General features: G+C 58.1%; 24 protein-coding genes and 6 pseudogenes. 11 read left to right on the top strand and 19 right to left on the bottom strand.

Annotated features, from left to right (window positions below; translation table 11 throughout):
* Window positions 1-144 precede the first annotated feature (144 nt).
* Window positions 145-762, top strand: a complete 618-nt coding sequence (locus tag AC1D2N_RS28080; RefSeq protein ID WP_026242397.1) for a nucleotidyltransferase family protein — start codon at window positions 145-147, stop codon at window positions 760-762.
* Between the two features lie 163 nt (window positions 763-925).
* Here the strand turns inward: AC1D2N_RS28080 and AC1D2N_RS28075 are convergent.
* Both AC1D2N_RS28075 and AC1D2N_RS28070 read right to left on the bottom strand, forming a co-directional pair.
* A pseudogene (locus AC1D2N_RS28075) lies at window positions 926-1,141 on the bottom strand (IS6 family transposase); the annotation flags it as partial.
* A gap of 51 nt (window positions 1,142-1,192) precedes the next feature.
* Window positions 1,193-1,483, bottom strand: a pseudogene (locus AC1D2N_RS28070) (class I tRNA ligase family protein); the annotation flags it as partial.
* A 41-nt stretch (window positions 1,484-1,524) separates the two neighbouring features.
* Between AC1D2N_RS28070 and AC1D2N_RS28065 the strand changes: the two are divergent.
* Window positions 1,525-1,877 (top strand): annotated as a pseudogene (locus tag AC1D2N_RS28065) (HipA domain-containing protein); the annotation flags it as partial.
* Between the two features lie 78 nt (window positions 1,878-1,955).
* Here the strand turns inward: AC1D2N_RS28065 and AC1D2N_RS28060 are convergent.
* Window positions 1,956-2,429 (bottom strand): VOC family protein, encoded by a 474-nt coding sequence (locus AC1D2N_RS28060; RefSeq protein ID WP_018245242.1) that lies wholly within the window; start codon window positions 2,427-2,429, stop codon window positions 1,956-1,958.
* 564 nt (window positions 2,430-2,993) lie between these two features.
* The gene (locus tag AC1D2N_RS28055) at window positions 2,994-3,212 is read right to left on the bottom strand and encodes a helix-turn-helix domain-containing protein (protein WP_018245240.1); all 219 of its coding nucleotides are present in this window, start codon (window positions 3,210-3,212) and stop codon (window positions 2,994-2,996) included.
* A 330-nt stretch (window positions 3,213-3,542) separates the two neighbouring features.
* Here AC1D2N_RS28055 and AC1D2N_RS28050 point away from each other — a divergent pair, with 330 nt between their 5' ends.
* Window positions 3,543-3,749, top strand: a complete 207-nt coding sequence (locus AC1D2N_RS28050) for a hypothetical protein (protein ID WP_018245239.1) — start codon at window positions 3,543-3,545, stop codon at window positions 3,747-3,749.
* 46 nt (window positions 3,750-3,795) lie between these two features.
* On the opposite strand, the gene AC1D2N_RS28045 is transcribed toward AC1D2N_RS28050, so the two are convergent.
* Window positions 3,796-4,086: an AraC family ligand binding domain-containing protein gene (locus AC1D2N_RS28045; protein ID WP_280806753.1), complete on the bottom strand. Its 291-nt coding sequence runs from the start codon at window positions 4,084-4,086 to the stop codon at window positions 3,796-3,798.
* Between the two features lie 150 nt (window positions 4,087-4,236).
* On the opposite strand from AC1D2N_RS28045, the gene AC1D2N_RS28040 reads away from it, so the two are divergent.
* Window positions 4,237-4,533 (top strand): hypothetical protein, encoded by a 297-nt coding sequence (locus AC1D2N_RS28040; protein ID WP_018245238.1) that lies wholly within the window; start codon window positions 4,237-4,239, stop codon window positions 4,531-4,533.
* Window positions 4,523-4,790: pseudogene (locus AC1D2N_RS28035) on the top strand (hypothetical protein); the annotation flags it as partial. The gene AC1D2N_RS28040 and the pseudogene AC1D2N_RS28035, both read left to right, overlap by 11 nt.
* Before the next feature lie 177 nt (window positions 4,791-4,967).
* On the opposite strand, the gene AC1D2N_RS28030 reads toward AC1D2N_RS28035, so the two are convergent.
* The gene (locus AC1D2N_RS28030) at window positions 4,968-5,897 is read right to left on the bottom strand and encodes a sugar ABC transporter substrate-binding protein (protein ID WP_477982413.1); all 930 of its coding nucleotides are present in this window, start codon (window positions 5,895-5,897) and stop codon (window positions 4,968-4,970) included.
* A gap of 714 nt (window positions 5,898-6,611) precedes the next feature.
* Between AC1D2N_RS28030 and AC1D2N_RS28025 the strand changes: the two are divergent.
* Window positions 6,612-6,821, top strand: a pseudogene (locus AC1D2N_RS28025) (ISL3 family transposase); the annotation flags it as partial.
* Window positions 6,822-6,943: 122 nt separating this feature from the next.
* Here the strand turns inward: AC1D2N_RS28025 and AC1D2N_RS28020 are convergent.
* The 11 genes from AC1D2N_RS28020 to AC1D2N_RS27970 all read right to left on the bottom strand — a co-directional run bounded on the left by AC1D2N_RS28020 (window position 6,944) and on the right by AC1D2N_RS27970 (window position 18,149).
* Window positions 6,944-8,125: an amino acid aminotransferase gene (locus tag AC1D2N_RS28020; protein ID WP_131705718.1), complete on the bottom strand. Its 1,182-nt coding sequence runs from the start codon at window positions 8,123-8,125 to the stop codon at window positions 6,944-6,946.
* A gap of 55 nt (window positions 8,126-8,180) precedes the next feature.
* Window positions 8,181-8,963: an ABC transporter ATP-binding protein gene (locus AC1D2N_RS28015; RefSeq protein ID WP_018245235.1), complete on the bottom strand. Its 783-nt coding sequence runs from the start codon at window positions 8,961-8,963 to the stop codon at window positions 8,181-8,183.
* A 1-nt stretch (window position 8,964) separates the two neighbouring features.
* Window positions 8,965-9,825 carry an ABC transporter permease gene (locus AC1D2N_RS28010; protein WP_477982411.1) on the bottom strand — a complete coding sequence of 287 codons (861 nt, stop codon included), beginning with the start codon at window positions 9,823-9,825 and terminating at the stop codon, window positions 8,965-8,967.
* 24 nt (window positions 9,826-9,849) lie between these two features.
* A complete protein-coding gene (locus AC1D2N_RS28005) occupies window positions 9,850-10,866 on the bottom strand; it encodes an ABC transporter substrate-binding protein (RefSeq protein WP_018245233.1) in 1,017 nt (338 codons plus the stop codon).
* A gap of 125 nt (window positions 10,867-10,991) precedes the next feature.
* Window positions 10,992-12,137, bottom strand: a complete 1,146-nt coding sequence (locus AC1D2N_RS28000) for an alpha-hydroxy acid oxidase (RefSeq protein ID WP_131705717.1) — start codon at window positions 12,135-12,137, stop codon at window positions 10,992-10,994.
* 3 nt (window positions 12,138-12,140) lie between these two features.
* Window positions 12,141-13,430, bottom strand: a complete 1,290-nt coding sequence (locus AC1D2N_RS27995; RefSeq protein WP_018245231.1) for a hypothetical protein — start codon at window positions 13,428-13,430, stop codon at window positions 12,141-12,143.
* 32 nt (window positions 13,431-13,462) lie between these two features.
* Window positions 13,463-14,194 (bottom strand): histidine utilization repressor, encoded by a 732-nt coding sequence (gene hutC / locus AC1D2N_RS27990; protein ID WP_018245230.1) that lies wholly within the window; start codon window positions 14,192-14,194, stop codon window positions 13,463-13,465.
* A gap of 36 nt (window positions 14,195-14,230) precedes the next feature.
* On the bottom strand, window positions 14,231-15,244 hold the full coding sequence (locus tag AC1D2N_RS27985; RefSeq protein ID WP_018245229.1) for a zinc-dependent alcohol dehydrogenase: 1,014 nt from the start codon (window positions 15,242-15,244) through the stop codon (window positions 14,231-14,233).
* 4 nt (window positions 15,245-15,248) lie between these two features.
* A complete protein-coding gene (gene hisD / locus AC1D2N_RS27980) occupies window positions 15,249-16,577 on the bottom strand; it encodes a histidinol dehydrogenase (protein WP_018245228.1) in 1,329 nt (442 codons plus the stop codon).
* Window positions 16,578-16,858: 281 nt separating this feature from the next.
* Complete coding sequence (locus AC1D2N_RS27975) at window positions 16,859-17,629, bottom strand: SDR family NAD(P)-dependent oxidoreductase (protein WP_018245227.1); 771 nt, start codon at window positions 17,627-17,629, stop codon at window positions 16,859-16,861.
* Window positions 17,630-17,774: 145 nt separating this feature from the next.
* Entirely contained in the window at window positions 17,775-18,149 is a 375-nt protein-coding gene (locus tag AC1D2N_RS27970; protein ID WP_018517409.1) for a winged helix-turn-helix transcriptional regulator, read from the bottom strand.
* A gap of 94 nt (window positions 18,150-18,243) precedes the next feature.
* Between AC1D2N_RS27970 and AC1D2N_RS27965 the strand changes: the two genes are divergently transcribed.
* Window positions 18,244-18,990: an NADPH-dependent F420 reductase gene (locus tag AC1D2N_RS27965; protein WP_018245225.1), complete on the top strand. Its 747-nt coding sequence runs from the start codon at window positions 18,244-18,246 to the stop codon at window positions 18,988-18,990.
* A gap of 74 nt (window positions 18,991-19,064) precedes the next feature.
* On the opposite strand, the pseudogene AC1D2N_RS27960 reads toward AC1D2N_RS27965, so the two are convergent.
* Together AC1D2N_RS27960 and AC1D2N_RS27955 are read right to left on the bottom strand one after the other, a co-directional pair.
* Window positions 19,065-19,333, bottom strand: a pseudogene (locus tag AC1D2N_RS27960) (transposase domain-containing protein); the annotation flags it as partial.
* Window positions 19,334-19,389: 56 nt separating this feature from the next.
* Window positions 19,390-19,977 carry a TetR/AcrR family transcriptional regulator gene (locus AC1D2N_RS27955; RefSeq protein WP_018245223.1) on the bottom strand — a complete coding sequence of 196 codons (588 nt, stop codon included), beginning with the start codon at window positions 19,975-19,977 and terminating at the stop codon, window positions 19,390-19,392.
* 98 nt (window positions 19,978-20,075) lie between these two features.
* Between AC1D2N_RS27955 and AC1D2N_RS27950 the strand changes: the two genes are divergently transcribed.
* The 4 genes from AC1D2N_RS27950 to AC1D2N_RS27935 all read left to right on the top strand — a co-directional run bounded on the left by AC1D2N_RS27950 (window position 20,076) and on the right by AC1D2N_RS27935 (window position 25,841).
* Window positions 20,076-21,188: an efflux RND transporter periplasmic adaptor subunit gene (locus AC1D2N_RS27950; protein ID WP_018245222.1), complete on the top strand. Its 1,113-nt coding sequence runs from the start codon at window positions 20,076-20,078 to the stop codon at window positions 21,186-21,188.
* Window positions 21,188-24,298: an efflux RND transporter permease subunit gene (locus tag AC1D2N_RS27945; RefSeq protein ID WP_018245221.1), complete on the top strand. Its 3,111-nt coding sequence runs from the start codon at window positions 21,188-21,190 to the stop codon at window positions 24,296-24,298. The genes AC1D2N_RS27950 and AC1D2N_RS27945 overlap by 1 nt, the downstream gene beginning before the upstream one ends.
* Window positions 24,299-24,300: 2 nt before the next feature.
* Window positions 24,301-24,924 carry a TetR/AcrR family transcriptional regulator gene (locus tag AC1D2N_RS27940; RefSeq protein ID WP_018245220.1) on the top strand — a complete coding sequence of 208 codons (624 nt, stop codon included), beginning with the start codon at window positions 24,301-24,303 and terminating at the stop codon, window positions 24,922-24,924.
* 83 nt (window positions 24,925-25,007) lie between these two features.
* Window positions 25,008-25,841, top strand: coding sequence for an SDR family NAD(P)-dependent oxidoreductase (locus AC1D2N_RS27935; protein ID WP_018245219.1), 834 nt, complete (start codon window positions 25,008-25,010; stop codon window positions 25,839-25,841).
* Window positions 25,842-26,060: the final 219 nt, after the last annotated feature.

Raw genomic sequence — 26,060 nt, 5'->3', positions numbered from 1 at the left:
CGGAATGGCTTCGATCGACTGCCGGAGCGGATTCTAGCAGGGGAACATCCCAACGGGTACGATATTGGTCGCATGGGCGTGGGTGGACTGCTAATGGAAATCCAGACAGGGTCGATGCCGCGTGAGACCTTGAAGGAGACGTCATTGCAGCCAAAGGTCGCAATCGTCCTGCTGGCGGCAGGAATGGCAACGCGCATGGGCCCGAACGGAGGTCACAAGCTGCTGGCTGCTTTTGACGGCATGCCGCTTGTTCGCCGGTCAGCCCTGATCGCGATGGGCAGCGATGCCGCATCGGTCACGGTTGTCGTCGGCCATCGCCAAGATGACATCCGCAAGGTCCTGGTCGATCTCCCGGTGACGATCATCGCAAATCCGGCCTACCCGGCGGGCATGGCAAGTTCGCTTACGACGGGCTTTGCCGCTGCCGCGGCCGACGACACGGAGGGCGTTCTCGTCATGCTCGCTGACATGCCGGGCGTGACCACAGACGATTTGAACAGAATGATCACCGCGTTTCGCGACGCCAATGGCGCATCTATTGTTCGCGCCGTATCGCAAGGCAAGCGCGGAAATCCGGTCATCCTGCCGCGGGCGCTGAACGATGCCGTTCTCCGCCTGGAGGGAGATGTGGGCGCCCGCCATCTGATCGAAACCTCCGGGCTGGCGGTGACAGACGTCGAGATTGGTGATGCAGCGCAGATCGACGTCGACACGCCGGAGGCGATCATTGCGGCCGGCGGGACACCTGCTGGAACAGTCTGAAGGCTTATAATGTTGACTGAGCCAACCTCGGCGAGCCGTGATCTCGTCGTACGGCTGTCACTGACGGCTATCTGCTCGACAAGCTAGCCAGGGACGGCGCCTGTGTTCGAAGGGCTATGTCACGTTGTTCGCTTAATCGCCGACAAAGCGTTTGCCGATGAATTTACGCAGTTGCGCCGGTCACGACTTTCCAATGCGCTGATGCGATGACTATGGGTGCCGAGGGCTGAGCGTTTCTGGTGAGACGGGACGAAATAGTTCTGGTTGCTGAAAAGACCGAGATGAAACGTTGAAAGCCGCCGGCAGATCGAAATCCATGCATCATCCGTTCTCGTTTTCGAGGTGGCACATGAGAATTCTCAGCGCGATTGTTCAGGCCCATATTGCGAAGCAGGTAATAGTGCAGTGCGTCCTTGGTCTGATAGTACTCCACGAGGCCCATCGATGCCGTTGCCCGCCGATTTTCCGATCTTTCGCCGTCTACCGTTAGGTAGCCATGAACGAAGATCGATGACGGGAGCAGCACTTCGGCAGACAGGAGTATCGCTGGCCATTAAATCGCGTGAAACTTGGAAATTTCCTTGCCGACAAAGTGGGAGGGCTCGCCTTGCTGTGCCCAGTTTCGCCAGAACAGGGTTTCGTCGGAACCGTAATCGAGCCTTCTGAGATAGTTCGCCAGAGCATCGAACCAGACATAGATAACGTCGTTGCTCCCAGGCACGGGCACGCCCCAGCCGCGTGCTCGTTCAGCACTACGCGAAGGCGCGCAAATTCATCGCAAAATTCTCGAGCAGCTCTGACACGTATAGCGTGGTGAAGGGCGAATACATTGCCATGCGCCTGGCCGCGCTTTCAGGTCTGAATGTATCGCCTGTAAAGATCGTCCGAGCGTCGGGGAAGGACGTATTGCTTGTCCAGCGCTTTGACCGCATTCGCGCTGGCAACGCTTGGTATCGCCGGTCGATGGTATCCGCCTTGACCATGCTCGAGCTCGACGAAATGCACGCGCGATATGCAAGCTATCAGGATCTGGCTGAAAGCGTACGCGTTTTACCTCCGTTCCTGAAACATTGAGAGAGCTGTTTTCTCGCCTTTGCTTCAATGTCCTCGTTGGTTGGCAGACGGGTTGCCGACACTGGCTATTGCGCCTTGAAACGTTGGCGGTAGAGTGGGCGGCCAAGTTGCCGACGACGCTATCCTCGAACGGCCGCTTCAATTGCCGCGACGTCGATCTTCTGCATCTTCATCATCGCGTCGAAGGCTCTTTTTGCTTCAATCCCACCAGTTCTCATGGCATCCATCAAAACGCGCGGCGTGATCTGCCACGAGATTCCCCAACGGTCCTTGCACCACCCGCATTCGCTTTCCCGTCCGCCATTTCCAACGATGGCGTTCCAATATCGGTCGGTTTCCTCCTGGTTTTCTGTCGAAATCTGGAATGAGAATGCTTCACTGTGTTTGAAGGTTGAGCCGCCGTTCAATCCGACGCAAGAGACACCGGCAACCGTAAATTCGACAACCAAAACGTTGCCGACTTTTCCATCCGGATAATCGCCGGGTGCTCGAATAATGGCTCCGACAGCGCTATCAGGGAAAGTCTGCGCATAAAAGTTTGCAGCTTCCTCGGCATCTTTCTCGAACCAAAGGCAGATCGTGTTCTTGGCCATTTCAGTCCCTTTCATGATTTGGTGTGAGGGGTCTAGCAGTCGTCATGATTGAAAGACGGACGAGTTATCGAGGAACCGACATCATCCCAAAAAGATTCTTTGGTCGGCAACGGTAGCGATATCGGCGCGGGAGATGACGGCGGAGAAAATCGTCGTCTTCAAGCGATAAGGTTCGTCATCCAAATCTTATTTGCCCAAGGCGACGATGGGGCTCTTGAGACGATATGAACTTCTGACCCGTCAAAGATCAAACCGCTGCCCGCGTCCATCGAACAGGACCAGCGCACTCCCGGTTTAGTGCTCAATGACCCGGTAAACTGCGCTCGGCAAGGTGACGCGCGAGCGTCTCTAAAAAGCAAGGTTGCGACGAATGACTTCAGGCGCTCGGCAAATTGATTTGGGCCAGCCGACTCGTCCCAGCCGGGCTGAGTCAGGCGCTTAATTGTCCCTATAAGCTGTACCAGCATTGGACGGCTTCCCATTGAAGCGCGACCTCTACTCAATGAGCTGCGGCAGGCACTCTCCTTGAAGTAGCTGTGTAACGATGTCAGCGCGTCGCGCGTCTCAAATCTTGTCTAAAACCCCTAGAGCGGCTGCGGTTCTTCGGATCCTCGACGCGTCGAAATCCGCGTCGTTCTCCAGAGCTGTCACCTCCGCAACAGTCAGACCAGTAGTTTCTGCGACGTCGTCCAGCGAATAGCCGCGAGCCTGGCGAGCCTCTGCAAGCAGGGCGCCGATGGACGGGACAACAGGGGATTTCGCAATCTTCGAGGCCATGTTCATGTCGTTGAGGCTCCTTTTGGCGGCCGGAAAACGTGCAAACCGTTTTCTAGTTCCACCGCTGCCGACCGCGTCCGGCAGCGGACGATTTCTCGATTTCCGCGGGCGCTCTTTCTATCAGTTTGTGCGACGGAGTACAGATCTGACGTGATGAAGGAGCGGACGCCCCTTGCATGCGGCCGACGAGAGGTATCGTAGATGCCGCCTCAGGCGAAACAAACAGATCGAACTGCTGTCTTTCGCTACCTCGGGTTCATTCTTAAAACGACTCTTCAGACTACATCGTCCGACAGATCCGCTATAAGGGATCGCTCGTACAGATCAGGAGAAAACATGGAGACCGTGGAGATCAGCAACCGCAGTGACTTGGCGCTCTGGGCAATCCAACGCGCGCAAGCAATCGTTGCGGCCGAAGGTGCGGCCTTCGCGATGGCTGCTCGTGATATGAATGAGGAAGCGCTGGCGGAGACTGCCGCCGCACTTGGCAAGGCCATCAGCGATGCCATGCTCGAGGTCTTCGACGGCCTGCTAGAAGAATAGTCTCAAGCTTGAGTCTCGGGATAGCAGGCGCTTTCTGACCAATATTTTAATATAATTTTTGGTCAGTAATCGAGTGAAAAGCCAACTGAAATCCAAGGGTTGAGATGCGCGGCTGATTGCGCGCGGTATCGGGCTGCGCCAACGCGTGGATCGAAGTGAACAAATCTGAAATCTCGGAGCTGCTTGGTTGTTCCGGTTGCGCCGAGCCGGCGTCGCACGCGAAATTGAAGGCGCCTCCCCGGCATTCGATCCAGTGCTCGACCCATCCGGTACGGCGATGCGGGGCATACCGGTGCCGGGCACCGGGAAAGAGCAGGAAAATAGAGCCTTCGGGTATCGTTGTCGGTCTCCACCCGTCCGGTGCCCGCTCCCCGTCGTCATTCCCATGGTGGATTGCCGCGAACTCCTGGATCGCAACCCCTACTGCTATTGAACTTCGCCTTCCTGTTCAACACAATCTATATTCTGCTCAACACGGGAGATTCTTATGGCTACCCAACCACGAACTGTTGCGGAAAGCGAAGCGGAAGTCGCGTTGACTCGCAATAGGCTCGTACTTGAGCAAGCGAAGGCCGTCGGTCTCCTTGGTACGGCGAAGAATACCCGCTTGTCGGGGCGAGTGCCGTCGGAGTTGATCGAGGCAGCCAAGAAGCGTGCCCATGTTACATCTGACACTGAGTTGCTGGAATTGGCGCTTTCACGGCTGGCTCTCGAAGACGACTTTGGCGCACGTCTGGTGGGCCGCAAGGGCCGCATCCCGACGGATATCGATCTTGGGATTTGAACTCTCTGAAATCCCGCGATCACTAAAGCCCCAGAAGCACGTCGGGACGCTCGAGCGCAGGCCCCGACGAAGATCGTCCTTGGGCTGCCGACGAACCGGCAATCGGAGGGCCTCTGTTCCTGGATACGAGCGTCTACCTGGATGTGCTTCAAGGGCGCTCGCCGGTGGAGGTCGATAGGCTGATCACGTATCGCCTATGTCACCATTCGGCGGTCTGCCTGTCTGAGCTGACCCATGCCTTCGGCCGACTGGACCCTAGCGGAATAGACGGGGGGCGCTGGCAACAGATGTAAACTGCCTGCAGCTCCACGACAACGCCGCGCGGTTTTGTCGGGTCTAGCCGTCTCGGTAGCCGCCGAGAACGTCGGCTGTCGCCTGCACCGCATACTGATGCTGTGAGGTGCGGGCAAAGCCCGCACCTTTTGCTCATCGCCTCAGTTCTTGGTGACGAAGTCCTTGACGTTGGCAGGCGTCACGAGCTGGAAGGGAATGTAGACCTTCTTGTCGATCTTTTCGCCCTTGGCGAGCTTGAGCGCTGCATCGAGCGAGCCCTTGCCCTGGCCGGCGGCATCCTGGAACACCGTGACGTCGAGATCACCCGCCTGCATGGCGGCAAGCGCGTCCTGCGTGGCGTCGACRCCGCCGACGACAACCTTGGTCATATCCTTGCCGGCTGCCTTCAGCGCCTGGATGGCGCCAATCGCCATTTCGTCGTTGTTGGARATCACGGCGTCGAATTCGATGCCGCTGGAGAGCCAGTTGGTCATCAGGTCGGCGCCCTGGGTGCGGTCCCAGTTCGCCGTCTGCTCTTCGACGATCTCCAGGCCCTTGCATTCATCCGTCTTGATGACGTCGTGAACGTCCTGGGTCCGCATGCGCGCAGCCTGGTTGGAGAGCTCKCCCATGATCACGACGGCCTTGCCCTTGCCGCCGAGAATGCGGCAGATTTCCTTGGTTTCCAGCGTGCCGGATTCCTGCTCGTTGGAAGCGACGAAGGCCTGCTTGTCCGGCAGCGTGTCGACGTTGACCGGCTGACGGTTGACGTAAACCAGCGGAATGCCGGCATCGGCCGCGAGCTTCGACATTGCCGTGGTYGCATCGGTATCGACAGGGTTGACGATGATTGCATCGACCTTGGAGGCGATGAAATTCTGGATCTGGCTCTGCTGCTTGGAAACRTCGTTCTGTGCGTCTTCGACCTGCAGCGTCACACCGCTGAGTGTCTTTGCATAATCGGTCATGCCGTTRCGCAGAACCGTCAGGAAATTGTCGTCGAATTTCGCCATCGAGACGCCGACAGTTTCCGCGTGAGCCGYCGTCGACATGACGAGCGCCATCGCAGTGCCCAGGATAAACTTTTTCATTTTACTTCCTCCACAAAGCGGTGCCCGGCTGCACCCTCCTCACGCCGGAACTCCAGGCATTTGCTCTGAAGCCTATTCTATCTCGCGATCGATCTCGTTACTCACCGCTCTGACACACAGTTTCAAAGCGCCGACGCGGCCGCCAACGCCCCATAAGCGCCGGACTCGTGTGGCTCAGCGCTTCAGTTGAGCCTTTTCGGTTTCACCGCGCTGGCCGAATCCTTCAAGTGAGCGCAAAGCGCGTGGATGGCATTCGCTATCTCCTCCTGAGTTCCGTTTTTCCGGTGGAGCGAAATTGACCGCTTCACGAATCTCTACGCGAAATTCCGCAGCAATCCATCATTCTGGCGAGGAGCTCACTTGCATTCTTGAAAGAATGTTGAGGGAAATGAGGGAATCCCATCATCCCTAGATGATTTCCGGGATGAAGATATCGAAGGGTACGAGCTGGCCGATCTCGGTTGAGAAAGTGATCGTTATTTCCAGGTGCCCCCCGACGAAATCCGGAACCCGGCAAGACGCCAGCGCGTCCCGAAGATTGGCGGATTGCAAGCCTCAGAACGCTGGAAATCGCTCGCGCCCTAGCCTCCAGCCAGGTCACCCAGATCTTCTCTAATTTTCGAAATACCTTTGGGGTGACGTTCGTCCTTTTCGCTCAGTGAAACACCCTTGTTGTTGCAAGGTGCAGGGGTGCTCCAAACTGCGCTTCAAGGGTTGCTCCGCGTCGTCCGTCGGCGCACGCGCGCTCCAACGGAAACGCTGAATGTCATTGGCATCTGTGACTGGGCCTGGCGTCGCAGCTGCCGCTACGGCAGCATAGTCTGTGATCTAGAGAGGCGGAGCATCGTGGGGTTGTTGCCCGACCGCGAGATGGCAACGGCGGAAGCGTGGCTTGCCGTTCATCCAGGCATCACGGCCGTGTCGCACCGTTTCAGAACGCGTTCTGCGATAGCGAATGGCGTTGACGCTTCAATGTGCAGATTGACCCGTTCAAGTTAGCAGAAGACGCCCACAGCTTCGCCCACTGAACTGGCAGGTCCTTGGGCTCAGAGCACCGAAACAACAGCCTTGGCGAGGTCGTCGAGCCGGTCTTCCCTGAGGCCCGCGACATTGAAGCGGGAATCACCAACCATATAGATGCCGAACTCATCTCGCAGGCGGTCGACCTGCGCTTCGGTCAGGCCGAGCCGCGAGAACATACCCCGGTGGTCGGCAATAAAGTCGAAGCGCGAGGTGTTGGACTGGCGACGGAGCGCTTCGGCAAAGCCCTTTCGCAGGTTGAGCATACGAAGCCGCATAGCTTCTAGTTCGGACTTCCAGTCGGCGCGCAGTGCATCGTCCTCGAGGATAAGGCGGACGGCGGCGGCGGCATGGTCCGGCGGCATGGAATACAGCACGCGAGTGGTGGCGAGCGCCTGACTGCCAGCGATCTTTACACTTTCTGCGTCCCTGCCCATCAGGATGACGGCGCCGACGCGGTCGCGGTAGACCGAAAAGTTCTTCGAGCAGGAGGTGGCGACAGCCATTTCCGGCACCTTGCTTGCGAGCAGGCGAACGGCGGCGGCATCTGCCTCCAAACCGTCGCCGAAGCCTTGATAGGCAAGATCGATGAAGGGAAAAAGGTCGCCTTCGACGAGAAGATCCGCGACTAGACCCCATTGCTCGATCGTCAGATTGGCGCCGGTCGGGTTGTGGCAGCAGCCATGCACCAGAATGATGTCGCCGGCCTTTGCCTGCTTCAATCCCTTGAGCATGGCCTCGGCCTTCACCGTGCCGCTGGCGGGATCGAAATAGGGATAGGTCGCGATATTGAGGCCTGCAGCCTTCAGGATCGGTACATGATTCACCCAGGTCGGGTCGGAGAGCCAGACGGTGGCGTCCGGCCGGGCCTTTACCAATAGGTCGGCGATCGTGCGGAGTGCGCCCGAGCCGCCCGCTGTCTGGCAGGCGAACATGCGCGAGAGATCGGCCTTCTCGCCAAAGACCAGCTTCAGCATGGCCTTGTTGAAACCCTCATCGCCTGCCATGCCGACATAGGTCTTGCTCGTCTGGCTTTCATAGAGGCGCTTCTCAGCGTCACGCACGGCCCGCATGATGACGGTCGCACCCTGCGAATCCTTGTAGACGCCGACGCCGAGATCCATTTTCGTCGGCCGTGCGTCATTTCTGTACAGAGCCGAGAGGCTGAGGATCTTGTCTGGCGGCGCGGCAGTGAGGGTTTCGAACACGGCTTTTCCTTTGAATTAAGGTCGAATGCGGAGACGCTGCCCCGCGTCGGCTGAATCAATGCTCGAACTCGCTTTGCGACCCGGAGCGTATTGCGGCAAGAACCTGCTTTTGAAGAGCAACGAATTCCGACGTTGCAATCATGTCCTGGTTTCGTGGACGGGAAAGCCCGACGTGGAAAGTCGCGTTGATGCGTCCCGGATTGATGCTCATCGCCACAATTCGGTCGGACAGATAGACGGCTTCTTCGACATCGTGCGTGACGAACAGGACGGTCAGCCGATGCTCTTCCCAGATTTGGGTCAGCAGTTCCTGCATCTGGTGTCGGGTCAGAGCGTCGAGCGCGCCGAACGGCTCATCCATCAATAGCATTTTCGGTCGATAGGACAGGGCACGTGCAATGGCGACGCGCTGCTTCATGCCACCCGACAGTTGCGACGGAAATGCATCGGCGAACTTGGTGAGCTTCACCAGTTCAATGTGGTGGCGGGCGACATCCCGGCACTCGGCAGTCGGCAACCCGGCCGCCTGCAGGGCGAATTCAACATTCTGCTGCGCGGTCAGCCACGGCAACAGCGTGTAGGATTGGAAGACAACGCCGCGATCGAGCCCGGGACCGACGATCGGCGCTCCATCCGTCAGAAGAAGGCCATTGTCGAAGCCCTGAAGTCCGGCGACGATCGACAGCAGCGTACTCTTGCCGCAGCCGGAAGCACCGACCAAGGAGACGAATTCGTTGTCAGCGAGTTCCAGGTCGATACCGCTGAGGGCGTGGACGGGGCTCTTCCTGCCACCATACCATTTGTTCAGACCCTCGATCTTTAGTTTGGGTTCGCTCATCTCAATGCCTTGCAGCGTAACGGAAGAAGATGCGCTCCAGGGCCTTCATGCTTTGGTCTGTGATCAGACCGAGCAAGCCAAGGAGCAGGATGTAACCAATGATCGTCTGCGTCTGGAAATATCGCTGAGAGACGACGATCCGATAGCCGAGGCCGGACGTCGCCGCCACAAGTTCTGCCAGCACAAGCCAGGTCCAGGCCCAGCCGAGGCTGATGCGCAGCGTGTCCCAGATGCCGGGGAGGGCAGACGGCAGGACGATGCGGCGCAGGATCCTGGTTTCTGACATTCCGAGCGTACGGCCCAGTCCGACGAAGTCGGTCGGCACACGCTTGACGCTGTCCATGACCATCAGTACCTGCTGGAAGAAGGTTCCGATAAAGATGATGACGAACTTCTGGATATCGCTTGTTCCTGCCCACAGTATGGTCAGCGGAACGAAGGCGACAACCGGCATGTAACGAACGAAGTCGACAAAGGGCTCAATAGCCGCTTCCCACGTCTTGAAACAGCCGATCATGATCCCGATCGGGATCGCCAGGGCCGATGCAATAAGAAATCCGACGAGCATGCGATAGATGCTGATCCCGGCATCCGTCCACAGCGTGCCATCGACCGCCAGTTCCATCATCTTGGCCCACACCGCTCCGGGCGAGGGCAGAAAAATCGGTTTCACCCAGCCGGTGATGGTAGCAACCCACCACACGGCAAACAGCAGCGCAAAGACGGCAACGGCAATCAGAAAAAACGACCGGCCGCTGATCAGATCCCCGATCCGAAAGGCACCAGGTGGTCTACCGACGCCCGCGCGCGATGGCGCGCGGGACCTTTCTTTCGTTGTGGACGACAATTCTGAGCTAGACATTACGGTCCCGTTGGTGGCCAGAGGTCACTTGTTCGCTGCATCGACAAACGATGTGTCGATCATGCTGTCGGCGGAAACGTCCTGGGTCACGAGGCCGGCTGTTTTGGCCGCCTTCAGAACGTCGGCGAAGGTCTTGGTCTTGAAGTCACCGGCAAAGGCCTTGGCTGCTTCGGCAGAGCTGTAGTATTGGACACCGTCGAAAGCCGTTTTCAGATCATCCGGGGAGGCGCCTACGGCCTTCGAGATGATGGTGCGGTCCTCCTCGGTATTGGCCTTGTAGTCGGCCAGAGCCATGTCCCAGGCCTTGATCATGGCCAGAACCTGCCCAGGCTTCTGCTTCAGCACCTCCTCGCGAACGACGAGAACGTCGGAGACTAGGCCCGGATCCTTGCCGGCTTCAAAAAGCAGCTTGATATTCTTGTCCTGGGCCAGCGCCGTTGAAATGTAGGGCTCGTAGGTGACCGCGACGGGAACACGGCCTGCAATCAGTGCCGTTCCAGCATCAGCTGCCGGCATCGGCACGCGGACGATATCGTCGATCGTCATACCGTTGCTGGCAAGCGCGTAGTTCAGCAGGATGTCGCTTGTCGTGCCTTCCTCGAAGGCGATGTTCTTACCCTTGAGGTCAGCGACGCTCTTGATGTCGCTTCCGGCCAGGATCGCGTCCGCCTTCAGGCTGAAATCAAGAAGCGAGACGATCTTCACCGGCAGGCCGGCGGCAACCATGGCCATGGCCGTATGCGTGGCGATATTGGCAGCGTCGAGCTGACCGCTGGCAAGTGCCGCGTTGATGTCCTTGTCTTCGCTGAAGTTGACAAGTTCGACATCCTCAAGGCCTGCTTTCTTGAACAAGTCCTTGCTGGCGGCGACGTGCCATTGACCGTAACCGAGCCAGGGCTCGATGCCGATCTTGAAGGTACCCGGCTCCGGTTTGGACGGGATTTGATCCTGGGCGTTAGCCTGCGCACTGGCAAGAATGCCGACGATCCCGAGCGCGATCGCTGCGCGGGAAAACTGCTTGCTGATGGATTTGTAGTTCATTGGGAACCCCTCTTTTGATGATTTTAACGGATCACAAAGCTTGCATCTTCTTAGGTTTGACGCCCGACCATCAAGCTCTTGGTGGCGGACATTGCGTACTTGTCTCCTTTCGCCGGCGTTAGCGGTTACTGTTTGAGTATGAGGTGCGAGCCACGTTCCTTTAAGTCGGCGATGGAGCTCACGCCCATCAAAGCCAAGGTAATCGAGATCTCCCGGCGTAATGTCTCGATCGCACGGTCGACGCCGGCCTGGCCTTTAGCTGCGAGACCGTAGGTATAGGCCCGACCCAACATGACACCATCGGCGCCCATTCCAAGTGCCTTGACAATATCGCTTCCCCTTCGCACGCCCCCGTCGAGCATCAGCGTGAAATCCGGTCCGACTGCGGCCCGGATGTCGGGAAGCGCTGCAATCGTGCTCATGGCGCCATCGAGTTGGCGACCGCCATGGTTCGAGATCACAATGCCGTCGACGCCGATCGCCTGTGCCTTTTTGGCATCCTCAGGTGAAAGGATGCCCTTAATAATCAGTTTGCCTTTCCACCGGTCGCGCAATGCCTCGATGTCCTTCCATGCGAGCCTTTTGTCGATGCGCCTGGAAAGATTGGCGGCCTGTTCGAGCGCTCCCCTCCCGAAGTCGGTGCGATGCTCGACCGCCCGAACGGAGGGCATGCCGCCGCGACCGATATCGAACAACCAGCCAGGCTTCCGGCATAGACTGGCGAACAGTCGAGGTGTGACACGCGTAAGAGATCGGAAGCCGTTTCGCACATCACGTTCGCGGATGGCGGTGATGGCCGTATCGACGGTCACGTACAGCGCCTCGACACCGGCCTCTTCCGCAGCGCTTAGAAACTCCTCGCAAAGCGCGCGGTCGTCGAGCACGTAAAGCTGAAAATGTAGCACACCGTCTGTCGCCTGCCGGAGGTCTGCCAGCGACGCGATCGAGAAGGTCGAAAGACAGAAGGGGATGCCGGCAGCGTGAGCGGCACAGGCTGCCTTTTGTTCTCCGTTTCTCGTGTAAAGGCCAAGAAAGCCGACCGGCCCCAGCATGAATGGAAGAGGATTGCGTTGCCCGAGGTATTCGGTCGCCAGATCAGGCTCGGCATAGTTGCAGAGAACGTTCTGACGCAGTTGCAAAAGCGAGAAATCGTCCCTGTTTCGACGATAGGTTTCCTCCGCAAAGGAGCCGCCGTCGATGTAGTCAAAGAAGAGCTTCGGCAATCGCTTGCGAGCGGCCAGCCGGAGGTCATCGATATTGACGATCGTCACGATCTACCCCTCCGGATCTATCGTTGCGAGGAAGCGGGTCATCAGGTCCTCGCCCTCATCAGGCTCCGAGCCGACCATCATGGCCACAGAAAGCCCGATCAGGGAGGATGTCGGATTGTGGCTTGTCGCACCTGCGCGCAGGTTCATGACAAGCGTCGGGCATAGGAAAAGCCCGAGCCGGACAACTTTTCGCCAGTCTTGAGGAAGCATGTCGCGCTGTTTGAGGGCGGCAAGCAATGGCTTCCACATTGCTTCGGCCTTCGTTTCCAAAAGCGCCTTGCGAACCGGGGTCAGCTTCCAATCGAAATCCGCAAAGAGACGGCCGTTCTCGTAGTTGGCTGTGGCCTTGAATTTCTGTTCGGCAAGAGCCGGATCGTAGAGCCAGTAGGGATGGGCGAGGATATTGTGGAAGGTCGTCTTCACCTCCGCCAGAAGCGTCGGGATGTGCTCGCCGGCAAAGGCTGGGTCAAAGAAGGACAGGCTCGCGCGCCCTTCGCGCCGTTCGAACCAGACATTGGCGTTATGAGCGTCGCCGTGTGCCGTCACCCCGCCACTATCGGCCAGACGGACAGGGTTCAGTCTTTCATGCGCGGCGTCGAAAAGTTGGCCGAGAGTTTCGCTATACTCGATGCCATTGATGACAAAGCGGGCTTTCGAGAGCGAATCCCAGGAAAGCGTGACGCCTGGAAAGTCAAATGTCTTGCCGACATAAAAACTCTCCAGCCGCCCTCCAGGGTAGGTCCCTTTCGGGGCTGTCACCAGTCGATCGCGGAACAGGCGATGAACCGGCTCCTTCATGACCGCATCTGGAGTGACAGGATGCAACGTCCTCAGATAGACCGATAGGACGGTCTCATTGAGCCGGCGCTCCGCATCCACGGCCTGGCGTGCCATTTGCTCATCATGAAGCCCGTCGAGGGTACGCAGAGCATCGGAAAAGCGCGGATCGGTCCTGCGCCTGTAGACGAGGATCTGCTCGCCTGGAAGGGTCGACATCATAAGCGGCTGATCTACCGGCAGGCCGGCCTTGGCAAGAATGTCGGCGCGATAGTACTCACCGCTCATCTCCTCCTCGTTTTCCTCCTGATGGAATTTGAAGAAGTAGGGCTTTCCGTCGGCCTCGAAGAAGCCATTCAGTGAATTGAGGCTGTATTGATCGTGGTTGATCGCCAGATCGCGTGCGTCGACCCCAAACAGATCTCGCAACAGGTCGGCAAGAAGAGCTTCGGCACTGCCGTCGCCCCTCTTGGCATTTTCCCGTATGGCTGCCGTCCGACTGTTGGGCTGCCCCATGCTCTCTCACTCCTGCAATGACGCGAAGGTTTTCATTTTTTGGGCGGTAAGTATCTGCTGCCAAGCGAATAGCGGCTGCCGACATAGGTGAAGGTATTGACCGTTGCGATCGCCTGCCCCGTCCACGTTTTTCGGTTGAGGACCAGGCAGCTATCGCGCTCACGAATGTGCAGGAGGCGTGCATGTCTCTCCGTCGCCGGGATGGCGCTGATGAGATGCTCGACTTCGGTTAGGGGTGTGCTGTGCTGAAGGTAATCGTAGGTGCCGATGGACGTAAAATCCTGATCGAGATAGTTCTTTACCAGCTCTGTATTGACATAGCGCTCCTCCAGCTGAACAGGGACGCCATTCTCGTAGTGAACGACCATCGAGTGATCGACGGGGCAAAGCTTTCTGAACTCGAACGCGTCCAATAGCATTTGATCCGGCCGCTCGATCCGCTCGAGCAGGATCACCTCCGCGCGGTGTTGGCTTCCACGCGCCTTGATCTCGCTGATGATGTTGCTGATCTCGATGAGTGTCGACTGTGCTTTGGGAGGCGAGACGAACGTCCCGACCCCCTGGACCCTGCGCAGATAGCCTTCGGCGGTCAGTTCACGAAGCGCGCGATGGACCGTCATGCGAGAAACGCCGAGCGAAGACGTCAACTCGTGCTCGGACGGAAGCTTCTCGTTCTGTGGCCAGTTGCCGTTCCCGATATTGTCGAGCACGAAGTCCTTGACCTTTTCGTAGAGCGGCAGCGCGGTGTTTGAAAGGCCGGGCAATTTCTATCTCCGTCTCACGCCGAGGCGTGTGCTCGATCAATCGGCTATTCGAATGATCGTCTTTATTTTGGTTGAACGACCATCGATCAGTCGGTGGTATGCATCAGGAATTCCGTCGAGTGAGTTCAGGATCTCGCTAAATTGCAGAAGTGCAGGCTGCAGCTTTGGCAACATCGCGATGGCATCGGCGAGTTCGTCTTCAAAGGCATGGCAGCCAATCAGGGAAATCTCACGCTCGACGAGGACATTGGGATCCAGATCCAGTTTCCCATGACTAATACCCACAAGAGCGAAGGCGCCGCCCCCGTCCAGAAGTTCGATGCCTTGCGCGATGGCTTTTGTACTTCCCGTTGCATCCACCGCGTAACGCAGTCGCGCGTCGCCGAGTGCGGTTCTTGCTTGCGACTTATCCAGTGCGACCACCGATCCTCCGCAAATTGCGGCCACCATCTCGGCACGGCTGCCATTCAAATCCGCAAACAACAACTTTCCATCGTGGAGATGTGAAAGCAGCAAACCGCAGAGACCGCCTATCGTCCCGCAGCCGACTAGGAGAATCGCCTCGCCTTGGGGTGGGTTAAGCCGTCGTATCGCATGAAGGGCGACAGCCAAAGGTTCGGCCATGGCCGCCACTGCAGGATCAAGTGACGGCTCGTGTTTGAAAACCAGACGAGCGGGTAGTTGGGCCTGCTCCGCAAATCCTCCGTCGCATACCTCGCCGACGAAACCGAGATGTTCGCAGATATTGGTGCGGCCTGATCTGCATGGTTCGCATTGGCCACAGTAAAAGCGGGAGTCAGCTGCGACGAGGTCACCGATCGCGAGACCTTCGACACCCTCACCAAGCGCGGAAACGCGCCCGCAAAACTCGTGTCCAGCGGTGGATGGGCGCCTGCTGATCCATTGACCGGTTCGGTAGTTGTGAACGTCCGAGCCGCAGATGCCCGCGGCGCGAACGTCGATCGTCACGTAGCCCGCGGGCGGCGACAGAGGTTTGTCGACTTCCTCGACCCTGAGATCAAACGCGTCGTAAAGCCGAACCGCCTTCATCCTGTCAGCCTCGCTTTGGCAGATAGTTGTCGCGGACCGCCGAGACTGCGTGCGCGTGGGATGAGAAGCCTTCATATTCCGCCAGCTTGTGGGCACGCTTCGCAAACTCGGGATAGGCCGACGCTGTCACGTAGCCGATCGAGCTGCGCTTCACAAAATCGGTCACCGACAGCGGGCCGAACGTGCGCGCCCAGCGGCTCGTCGGCAGCACGGCATTTGGACCGAGGCAGAAATTGGCGATGCTGACAGGCGTATGCGGACCCATGAGGATTTCTGCAGCCTCGGTGATCTTTCCGAGATGGGCGAAGGGATCCTGCGAGAGGATTTCGAGATGCTCCGGCGCGTAGGCGTTGACGAAATCGTAGCTTTCCTCGATCGAGGAGGTGAGGATGATCCCACCGCATTTGCCTGAAAGGACAGCGCTCGAAAACTGAACCCGCTGTTCGGTCATACGTGCCCAATGCTCCGGCAGCGCGGCGAGGGCCTCCTCGGCCACGCGGCGGCTATGGGTCACGAGATAGGCGGAAGAGTCGGGACCATGCTCGGCCTCGATCAGGAGATCGAGCGCGGCAAGGCCGCCATGGACAGTGTCGTCCGCGAAAATGATCGCTTCCGAAGGGCCAGCAGGCAGGCCTGTGTCGATGATACCTGACAGGCTCCGCTTGGCTGCGACCACCCAAGGGCTTCCCGGTCCAACGATCTTCAGTGCCGGCTTGATCGTTTCCGTCCCGTAGGCAACAGCTGCGACTGCCTGAGCGCCTCCTACCTTGTAGACAGTTTCCACACCGGCCAGACGCGCTGCCACCAGCGTTGCGGCGTCCACGCTACCGTCCGGGGCAGGCGGAGTGACGATCGCCAGATTGGGAACACCTGCCACGACGGCCGGGACGGAGGTCATCATCGTGACCGACGGAAACGAACCTTTGCCGCGTGGAACGTAAAGCGCGGCGGACTTGATCGGGGTGAAGCGGTCGCCGGCAAAGGCGCCTGGCTTGATCTCCTTCAGCCACATGGCTTCAGGCTTCTGCTCTTCATGAAAATTGCGAATATTCTCAATGCCGAAGGTGATGGCCTCGATCACATCCTCGCTAACGAGCTTGAAAGCCGCATCGAATTCCGCCTCCGTTGCTTTGATCGTTGCTTCTGTAATATTTGCCTTGTCGAGGTCGCGGCCGAAGCGGGCAACGGCGCGGTCACCCTCGGTGCGCACGGCCTCAAGGATTGGTGCCACCTTCTCGATGAAGCCCGAGATGTCTGTTTCGGACCGTCGCAAGAGTGCGGCCTGCTCATCCGGTCCAAGATTGGAATATTCATGAAAGGTGACGTCGGTCATTGCTCATACCCTTATTGGCGCACAGAGGCGCTGACAGCCGCTGTCGTCCGCGCCCTGCCGGCGCGACGATATATCGTCCCTACAGGTCATGCGGAAACGCACCGCAAGTCGGTGGCAACCGGGCAATACCCTGCAAGCTGTTCGTGCGAGGATGCCGGATATGGTTATCCGGCAAATTCCCAGGAAGTCGAAGACTTCGTTCCCGTTTTATTGTCTAGAGTTGTCTATACATCTATAGACAATATTATCATTCCCGTGCTGTCAAGCGTCAATTTCCGTTTCTATATCGATGCCAGAAAGCCGCCGTCGACAGGAATGCATTGGCCGGTAATGTAGGCCGATGCGCCACTTGCAAGGAAGACGACGGCGCCGCCGATGTCGGAACCATCACCGAACCGCTTCTGTGGGATCTTGTCGAGCATTTTCGCAGACCAGCCCTTGTCCTGATAAAACCCTTCGGTCATCGCTGTTCGGAAATAGCCCGGAGCCACCGCATTTACGCGGATCCCTAGCGGCGCCCATTCCGCCGAAAGCGCGCGCGTCATACCCAGCAGTCCCGACTTCGAGGAGCCGTAGGGCACAGCGGTCGGGATACCGACGTAGGACGTGAGGGAGCAGAGATTGATTATGCTTCCACCGTGGGGTCGGCGCGACATCCGGCGTGCTGCGGCCTGCGACCAGAAGAACGCGCCCTTGAGGTTGGTGCCGATGATCTTGTCCCAGATCTGTTCATCGACCTCGAGCGAGGGAGAAGTCTGTTCGTAGCCGGCATTGTTGACAAGGATGTCGACAGCGCCAGTGATGTTTTCGAACTTGCTTAGCGTCTCGTCGATGGACGAGATGTCTGTCACATCCTGGGCGCTCGTGATGCAGGTCCTGTTAAGGGCCTCAATCATCTCTTTGGTTTCGCTCAGCGAATTTTGATCGCGTGCCGTAACGCAGACATCGGCACCCGCTTCGGCAAGCGCCAGCGCAATCCATTGGCCCAGGCCGCGGCTGGCACCGGTTACAACTGCCACTCTTCCTGCCAGATCGAACATCTTATTGGCCATGATGATCCCCTTGCTTCTGCAGGATAGAACCATCGTTCAAGAACGATGTCTATACATGCATTGACAAAGAGGCATTCCCATTCGTGCCAGAAAGACGCATGCCCCGCCTAGTAAGCGTAGGCGGCATCCTAACCCTACAATGTTGTCAGGTCGCTCTTTCCGCCAGTCGCTCCCTGCGCATGTAGGCCCAGTCAACAAGTTCGGCCATCGAGGGTCCCAGGGCTTTGCCCATCTCGGTCAGCTCGTATTCCACCTTCGGCGGCACCTGAGGATACACGGTACGGGTCACGATTCCGTCCTTTTCCAGTTCCTTCAGTTGCTGGATGAGCATCTTCTGGTTCACGCCTGCGCAGCGCCGTTCGAGTTCGGAAAAGCGAAGAGCCTCTTTCGCTCCGAACAGTTGGCAGATGATCACGATCTTCCACTTGCCTTCCAGCACACGCAGGGCGTCCGTAGTCGCTTCCGCCCATTTGAGATGCTGTTGCGGGTCTCCGCACTTCCAGTCACGATCCGCTGCCATACTTACCTTTTGGTGGGTAACCCACTTATCAGTCAGTTCTTGTTGATACTGCAGTATCTACTATCTTGTGGTGCAGAACAACAGGAGCATCAGCATGAAAATCGGCATAATTGGCATTGGCAACATCGGCGGCACCATAGCTCGCAAACTCGCGTCTGCGGGGCATGAGGTCAGGGTGGCCAACTCCAAAGGCGCGGTCGCTGTGCGGCCCTTTGCGGAGGAGATCGGAGCTACGGCGACCGACACGAACGGAGCTATCTCCGGAGCGGATTTGGTCATCATGTCCATCCCGCTTCCCGCTATCGAAAGGCTGCCGAAAAACCTCTTCAAAGACGTCCCCGCGAGCGTGCCGGTCGTTGATACCAGCAACTACTATCCGGGGCTGCGCGATCCGCAGATTGCCGACCTTGATGCAGGCGAGGCCGAAAGCGTGTGGGTCTCCAAACAAATCGGCCGTCCCGTCATCAAGGCGTTCAACAACATCCTTGCGCATTCTCTGGCGGAACTGGGTCAACCTGAAGGGACGGACGGTCGGCTGGCCGTAGCGGTCGCCGGAGATGATGACGCAGCGAAGCAGCTTGTTATGGGGATCGTGAACGAGGTCGGATTCGACCCGGTTGATGGCGGTACGCTTGAAGAGTCCTGGCGCCAGCAACCCTCGACGCCTGGCTATTGCTGCGATTACGATGCAGTCGCCATGCGCAGGGCACTCAATGCGGCGGTAAAGGGTGAAGCACCCAAGAAACGTGAACAGCTCACGAGCAAAATGGCAACTCTCGGCCCGAGCCCCACCCATGATGATGTCGTGGCGATGAATCGCTCCCTCAACCCACTAACCTGAGGTGGCACCATGTCAAAAGTCGTGTCAGAAAACCCGTAGGAGGATCATATCCGCCGGGTCCGCCAAGATGATGGTTACGTTTTGCAATGGAGCGTCGAGTATCTCCACGGAAGAAGGCAATCGATCCGCCTTTGCTCATGGCCTTTAGCGATGGCGGTGAGGGTGCTGGTTAAATACGCAAGCGGATCGACGTCATTTAAGTTGCTCGTCTCGATGAGCGAGGCGATGGTCGCCCAGTTGTCCGCTCCCGCGTCATGCCCGGCAAAAGTGCGTTCTTGTGGTTGAGGGCAATCGGCCGAATGGTCCTGTCGACGCTGTTGTTGTCGATCTCGATGCGACCGTCCAGACCCTTCCCAATATTTGGCGTCCGGACCAGGTCACCGAACCCAGCGATAGTCTTTAGGTGATGCCATCACCGCGCGCAATGCGCCTGACTTCGCCAGCGGCTGCGTCGAGGATGCCTTGCGACAAATTCTCATCCTGCAAGATGCGCGACAGCGTGACGGCGCCCACCATCAGAGACAGTATCGCCATCGCCTTGCCGCTGGGATTTGAGCTCTTGGCGTCGTCCATCAGCTCATCCAGCACCTCAAAGTGAGCGAGGATACCATCCTCAAATGGACGCCTGACCTCTTCACTCTGCCGCGCCGCGTCCGATCCCAACGCCACTAGAGGGCAACCGTCACCCTTTTCTCCAAGATGTCCGGGTGAGAGGTAGAACTCCATGACTGCTTCGAGGGGATCGGAACTTGTCGCAGCCGCCGTCGACCATCTGCGTGTAGCGCTTTCCAGCGCGCGCCTGGACGCCTGGGCTGCAAGATCGTCCTTGGACGAGAACTGCTTATAGAACCCACCTTGTGTAAGGCCCGCCCCCTTCATCAGATCTTTGAGGCCAATACCGTCGAAGCCGTGCTCTCGAAACAGACGGCTTGCGACGTTGATCACCGTTTCCCGGTTCTCCTCGGCCTGTGCCCGGCTCACTCTCATACTGATCTCCGATTAGATTTCATTTGACATCTATAACGCAATTAGATTTAGATCGCAATCTAAATCATCCGGATCGCTGGTCAAGAAGAGAACTTAAGATGAAACGCAAACATGTCCTGACTCTCGTGGGCCTCGCGGCAGCGGCGGGTGCCGGTGCCTATTTCGTGGTTTTCGGAACCCCTAAGTCGGAGGCAGAGGCTGCGGACCCAAGGACTGCCTCGCCACTGGTCAGGGTGGCAGAGGCGACAAGGACTGAAACGGCAGAGCGATCTTTTACCGGCACGGTTGCTTCGCGAGTACAGAGCAATCTGGGCTTTCGGGTTCCGGGCAAGATCGTTCAGCGGATGGTCGATGTGGGCCAGCAGGTCAAGCAAGGCCAGGCTCTGATGCGCATCGATGAAACCGATCTTCAGCTTGCTCTGACGGCGAAGCGCAATACGGTTACCGCAGCGCGTGCTGTCCTGATCCAAGCACAAGCAGACGAGAAACGGTATGCGGCGCTGGTCAAAAATGGATTGGCCGCCACCCCGCAGCGTTATGAACAAGCGAAAGCGGCCCTCGATACGGCCTCGGCACAGCTTGCCGCGGCTGAAGCGGACGCCGAGGTTGCGGAAAACGCCGCCTCCTATAGCGTTCTTCTTGCAGACTCGGATGGAACGGTCGTCGATACGCTCGGAGACCCGGGACAGGTGGTGTCAGCGGGACAAACGGTGGTTCAACTGGCGCAGGCGGGGCCGCGTGAAGCCGTTGTCTGGCTACCGGAAACCCTGCGGCCCGAGACAGGATCCGAAGCGCAAGCCAGTGTCTATGGAGGCGAGGGTCTAAGTGGAAAAGCCCTTTTGCGACAGATTTCCGATTCTGCCGACCTGCAAACCCGGACCTACGAGGCGCGGTATGTTCTCGAAGGCGCCGCTGCCTCTGCCCCGCTTGGTTCGACGGTGACGATCAAAATATTCGACGCGAACCGGCGATCGGAGGTCGCCGTACCAGTCGGTGCCATCCTGGACGACGGCAGCCGGACAGGTGTGTGGGTTGTCAACGGGGCCACATCGACCGTGAACTTCAAGCCTGTCGAGATCAAGCGGATCGGCGAGGAAATGGCATTTGTCACCGGAATAGGGGTTGGTCAGCAGGTTGTCGCTCTGGGCGCGCATCTACTGGAAAATGGCGCGACCGTCAGGACGGCTGCGCAGCAAGAGGTGACAAAGTAATGAGCTTCAATCTTTCCGCCATCGCGGTTCGCGAACGCGCCGTTACATTATTCTTTATTGTCCTGTTGGCCGCCGCCGGGGTCTATGCCTTTGTCAAATTGGGCCGCGCCGAGGATCCCTCCTTCACCATCAAGACCCTGACGGTAACCTCAGTTTGGCCGGGCGCCACCGCGCGTGAAATGCAGGATCTTGTCGCAGAGCCACTCGAGAAGCGTATCCAGGAACTCACCTGGTATGACCGCGTCGAAACAACGACGCGGCCTGGCTACGCATTCCTTACAGTCACACTCAAGGATAATACTCCGGCGTCCGCAGTTGAAGAGGAGTTCTACCAAGCGCGCAAGAAGCTCGGCGACGAGGCTCGAAATCTTCCGCCCGGCGTCATGGGTCCCTTTGTCAATGATGAATATTCCGACGTGAGCTTCGGCCTTTACGCATTGAAGGCGAAGGGGATGCCGATGCGGGACCTCGTTCGGCAGGCGGAGGTCATCCGCCAGGATCTGCTGCATGTTCCGGGCGTCAAGAAAATCAACATCCTCGGGGAGCGCCCCGAAGAGATATTCGTCGAATTTTCCTATGCCAAGCTCGCGACACTTGGAATATCGGCGCAGGATGTTGCCGCAGCCTTGCAGAGGCAGAACACGGTGACGCCCGCAGGCTCGATCGACACGCGCGGGCCACAGGTCTTCATCCGTTTCGACGGAGCCTATAATAGCGTACAGGCAATTGCCGACACGCCGATCGTAGCAGGTGGACGAACGGTGAAACTCTCCGATCTGGCGGATGTACGGCGTGGCTATGAGGATCCGGCCACTTACGTCATCCGTCACAATGGCGAACCGGTTTTGATGTTGGGCGCCGTAATGCAGCAGGGCTGGAATGGCCTTGACCTCGGCAAGGCGCTTGAAGCCCGGTCCGCCGCGATCGCGCAGACACTGCCGTTGGGCATGACCCTTACAAAAGTTAGCGATCAGGCCGTCAATATCGACGAGGCGGTCGGTGAATTCATGCTGAAGTTCGCCATGGCGCTTGGCGTCGTGCTGTTCGTGAGCCTTGTCGCACTCGGCTGGCGCGTTGGCATTGTCGTGGCACTCGCCGTGCCGCTGACGCTCGCCGTCGTCTTCCTCATCATGCTGGAAACCGGTCGGTTCTTCGACCGCATCACACTCGGCGCGCTCATTCTTGCGCTGGGCCTTCTCGTGGATGACGCCATCATCGCCATTGAGGTTATGGTGGTGAAGATGGAGGAGGGCATGGATCGCATTAAGGCGGCCGCTTATGCCTGGAGCCACACGGCGGCACCGATGCTGTCCGGCACACTCGTCACAATCATCGGACTGATGCCCGTTGGTTTCGCCAAGTCGACTGCAGGTGAATATGCCGGCAACATCTTCTGGGTCGTGGGATTTGCCCTGATCGTTTCCTGGATCGTCGCGGTGACTTTTACGCCCTACCTCGGCGTGAAGATGCTGCCTGACATCAAACCGGTGGAAGGTGGACACCACGCCATCTACGATACGCCGAACTATCGCCGCTTGCGCTCATTCATCGCGTTTGCGGTTCGCCATAAGTTCATGACCTGCGCCGTGGTCGGCGTGACGATGGCTGTCTCGGTCGTCGGGATGGGAGGGGTAAAACAACAGTTTTTCCCGACATCAGACCGGCCTGAGGTTCTCGTCGAAGTTCGCATGCCTGAAGGTACGAGCATTCAAACCACGACGGCCGCGGTGGAGAAGGTCGAAGACTGGTTGCAGGCCCAGCCGGAAACAAAAATCGTCACCAGCTATGTAGGGCAGGGCGCTCCCCGCTTCTTCTTTGCCATGGCGCCCGAGTTGCCCGACCCCGCCTTCGCCAAGGTTGTCGTGCTGACGCCCGATGCGCATGCACGAGAAGAGCTAAAGCATCGCCTTCGCGCCGCAATCTCTGACGGCCTTGTTCCAGAGGCATCCGTACGCGTCACGCAGCTCGTATTCGGTCCCTATACGCCGTTCCCGGTCGAGTTTCGGATCATGGGACCGGATCAGGAGGAACTCTATAAGATTTCCGAGCAAGCTCTGGCAATTATGAAAACTGTGCCCGATGTCCGTCAGGCCAATCGCGATTGGGGCAATCGAACGCCTGTGTTGCGCTTTGTCCCTGATCAGGAGCGGCTCAATCTGATCGGTCTTTCACCGTCCGAGGCAGCCCAGCAGATGCAGTTGCTGCTGAGCGGCATCCCTGTCACGCAGGTGCGCGACAACATCCGCAACGTGCCCGTCGTCGCACGCAGTGCTGGCGAGAACCGCCTCGATCCATCACGCCTTGCCGACTTTTCGCTGATGAGCCGGAATGGTCGCCAGGTTCCCCTCGATCAGATCGGGCATTCCGAAATCCGGTTCGAGGAACCGATCCTGAAACGGCGCGATCGGACACCGGTCATTACGATCAGGTCGGATATCAACGAGGCGACGCAGCCGCCGGAGGTCTCCCAGCAGGTGATGAAGGCCCTTCAGCCGCTTATCGCATCGCTTCCAGTGGGATATCGCATTGAGATGGGCGGCAACATCGAAGAATCGCTCAAGGCCAATGTCGCACTTGTTCAAGTCTTCCCGTTGATGATCGCGGCCATGTTGATTGTCATCATCCTCCAGGTACGCAGCCTTTCGACGATGACGATGGTCATGTTGACCGCGCCTCTTGGACTTGCAGGCGTGGTCCCAGCGCTGCTTCTGTTCAATCAACCCTTTGGATTCAACGCCATTCTCGGTTTGATAGGACTGGCCGGCATCCTCATGCGCAACACGCTGATCCTGACGGAGCAGATCAAGGAGAACCAGGCTGCAGGTCTCGACGACTATCACGCTGTCATTGAAGCAACCGTCCAGCGGACTCGTCCTGTCATCTTGACCGCGCTCGCAGCCGTACTGGCCTTTATACCGCTGACGCATTCGGTGTTCTGGGGATCGATGGCCTATACGCTGATTGGCGGAACGGCAGCCGGGACCGTGATGATACTGCTCTTCCTTCCAGCCCTTTACGCGGTGTGGTTCCGGATCAAGCCTGCAAAAGAAGAGAGCCACGAGGAAGCCATTGAGCGTCTCGAACCGCCGATAGCACTGGCTGCGGAGTAGGAATGTTGTGCCCGACCCGACGAGCCCTCCGCACCCGTACAGAAACGCATACCGATCTCTGGCGGGAGCGAATCCTCGATGTGGCGGAAGAACACTTTCGGCGCATCGGGTACAAAAAGACATCGGTAGCCGACATAGCATCCCACCTCGGGATGAGTAGCGCCAATATATATCGCTTTTTTCCTTCAAGGGCGGCGATCAACACGGCGATTTGTGGTCGCATCATCGGACAAACAATGCGGTCTGCAGCTTCGATTGCACAGATGGAGGGGCCGGCTTACGAGAAGCTGGTAGAACTTTTCAATCAGCTTCACAGGGAACGGAAAAACACCTTCCTGCACGAGAAGCCGGTTCATGATCTGGTTGTCGCCGCAACGGCACAGAACTGGGCGATCATCGGTGCGCATAATAAGCATCTCGTGGCGATCATCGAGGCGATTGTAAATGATGGGATCGACACAGGCGCGTTTCGTGTTGATGCGGCGAAGGCCGCCCGATCTCTGATGAACGCCCTCATGCCCTTCTACCACCCTGTTCTCATAGAGCAGGGGGTCCGAGACGGCGTAGATACCGAAGAAGGTCTGCGTGATCAGATCCACTTTATTCTGAAAGCAATCGATGCGTGAAGCGCTCGAATATCTCCATTCGCCATCAACCCCGAGGGAATCAAACATGGGGGGTCAGGTCCAGTTAATTGACAGGAAAACGAATGCAACACAGTGCTGACACGGGAACGCAAATCTCCGTCGTGGAAAAAATTGATGGCGCTCCCGGAAAACGTGCCCTGATCACCGGTGCGTCAAGTGGCCTTGGCCTCGAATTTGCTGAACTGCTCGCGGCGCAAAAAGTCAATCTCGTACTCGCGGCCCGGCGCAGGGAGCCAATGGAGAAGCTCGCTGCCGAACTTCGGCGGAAGCATGATGTCGATATCGTTGTCGAGCCAATCGATCTTGCCGCTCCAGGCGCTGCTGCCCGTTTGAAGACCAGCCTGGATGAGAAGTCGCTACAGATCGACATCCTGGTGAACAATGCCGGATACGGGTTGCACGGCGATTTTCTCGAAACACCGATCGAGCGCACCACCGATATGATCCAGCTCAACATCACGGCGCTCACCGAACTGAGCTATGCTTTCGGACGTGACATGGCCGCCCGGGGATCGGGCCAGATCCTTCTCGTGGCAAGTCTCCTTGCGCTTCAGCCGGTTCCCAGCTTTGCTGCTTACGCTGCGACGAAGTCTTATGTACTGGCGTTTGGAGAAGCCCTGCACGAAGAGCTCCGTCGGCAAGGCGTGGTCGTCACCAGCCTTTGCCCAGGGCACACCGAAACGGGTTTCGATACAGCTGCCGGGGCTCCGGTCTCACCCATACTGCGCCTTTTGACAATGAAGCCCCGTCCAGTCGCCGAAAGCGGCCTTCGAGCACTCTCTCAGGGGAAAGCGTCCGTGATCGCCGGGTTCATGAATAACGTCGTTGCCTTTTCAAATCGCTTGACGCCACGTTCGATGCAGCGAGCCACCATGAAAAGAATTCTGGGGCCATAGAATGATCATTGTTGCCGCCCCATACCGATATCCGGACAGGCCGGTTTCCAATCCCCAGCGTGCAATGCTTCATCGACATGGCATCTACCGCCGCAGCGGTCCCTTCAGTCGATTAATGCATCCAGAATACCCTGGCGATCATCAATGGGTATCGACAAGAGGAAGAAAGGCTCGCAGCATATCGCCGTTCCATATAACGATGCGCGTGCCGCTGATCTT

Source organism: Rhizobium sp. P1_B8 (assembly GCF_056406515.1).
This window is presented reverse-complemented; position numbering and strand designations above follow the sequence as displayed.

Excerpts from the sequence above, each read along its gene's own strand:
- AC1D2N_RS28060 (WP_018245242.1), bottom strand. The coding sequence starts at position 2,429 with ATGGCCAAGAACACGATCTGCCTTTGGTTCGAGAAAGATGCCGAGGAA.
- AC1D2N_RS28055 (WP_018245240.1), bottom strand. The coding sequence starts at position 3,212 with ATGAACATGGCCTCGAAGATTGCGAAATCCCCTGTTGTCCCGTCCATC.
- AC1D2N_RS28050 (WP_018245239.1), top strand. The coding sequence starts at position 3,543 with ATGGAGACCGTGGAGATCAGCAACCGCAGTGACTTGGCGCTCTGGGCA.
- AC1D2N_RS28040 (WP_018245238.1), top strand. The coding sequence starts at position 4,237 with ATGGCTACCCAACCACGAACTGTTGCGGAAAGCGAAGCGGAAGTCGCG.
- AC1D2N_RS28015 (WP_018245235.1), bottom strand. The coding sequence starts at position 8,963 with ATGAGCGAACCCAAACTAAAGATCGAGGGTCTGAACAAATGGTATGGT.
- AC1D2N_RS28010 (WP_477982411.1), bottom strand. The coding sequence starts at position 9,825 with ATGTCTAGCTCAGAATTGTCGTCCACAACGAAAGAAAGGTCCCGCGCG.
- AC1D2N_RS28005 (WP_018245233.1), bottom strand. The coding sequence starts at position 10,866 with ATGAACTACAAATCCATCAGCAAGCAGTTTTCCCGCGCAGCGATCGCG.
- AC1D2N_RS27995 (WP_018245231.1), bottom strand. The coding sequence starts at position 13,430 with ATGGGGCAGCCCAACAGTCGGACGGCAGCCATACGGGAAAATGCCAAG.
- AC1D2N_RS27985 (WP_018245229.1), bottom strand. The coding sequence starts at position 15,244 with ATGAAGGCGGTTCGGCTTTACGACGCGTTTGATCTCAGGGTCGAGGAA.
- hisD (WP_018245228.1), bottom strand. The coding sequence starts at position 16,577 with ATGACCGACGTCACCTTTCATGAATATTCCAATCTTGGACCGGATGAG.
- AC1D2N_RS27975 (WP_018245227.1), bottom strand. The coding sequence starts at position 17,629 with ATGGCCAATAAGATGTTCGATCTGGCAGGAAGAGTGGCAGTTGTAACC.
- AC1D2N_RS27970 (WP_018517409.1), bottom strand. The coding sequence starts at position 18,149 with ATGGCAGCGGATCGTGACTGGAAGTGCGGAGACCCGCAACAGCATCTC.
- AC1D2N_RS27965 (WP_018245225.1), top strand. The coding sequence starts at position 18,244 with ATGAAAATCGGCATAATTGGCATTGGCAACATCGGCGGCACCATAGCT.
- AC1D2N_RS27955 (WP_018245223.1), bottom strand. The coding sequence starts at position 19,977 with ATGAGAGTGAGCCGGGCACAGGCCGAGGAGAACCGGGAAACGGTGATC.
- AC1D2N_RS27950 (WP_018245222.1), top strand. The coding sequence starts at position 20,076 with ATGAAACGCAAACATGTCCTGACTCTCGTGGGCCTCGCGGCAGCGGCG.
- AC1D2N_RS27945 (WP_018245221.1), top strand. The coding sequence starts at position 21,188 with ATGAGCTTCAATCTTTCCGCCATCGCGGTTCGCGAACGCGCCGTTACA.
- AC1D2N_RS27940 (WP_018245220.1), top strand. The coding sequence starts at position 24,301 with ATGTTGTGCCCGACCCGACGAGCCCTCCGCACCCGTACAGAAACGCAT.
- AC1D2N_RS27935 (WP_018245219.1), top strand. The coding sequence starts at position 25,008 with ATGCAACACAGTGCTGACACGGGAACGCAAATCTCCGTCGTGGAAAAA.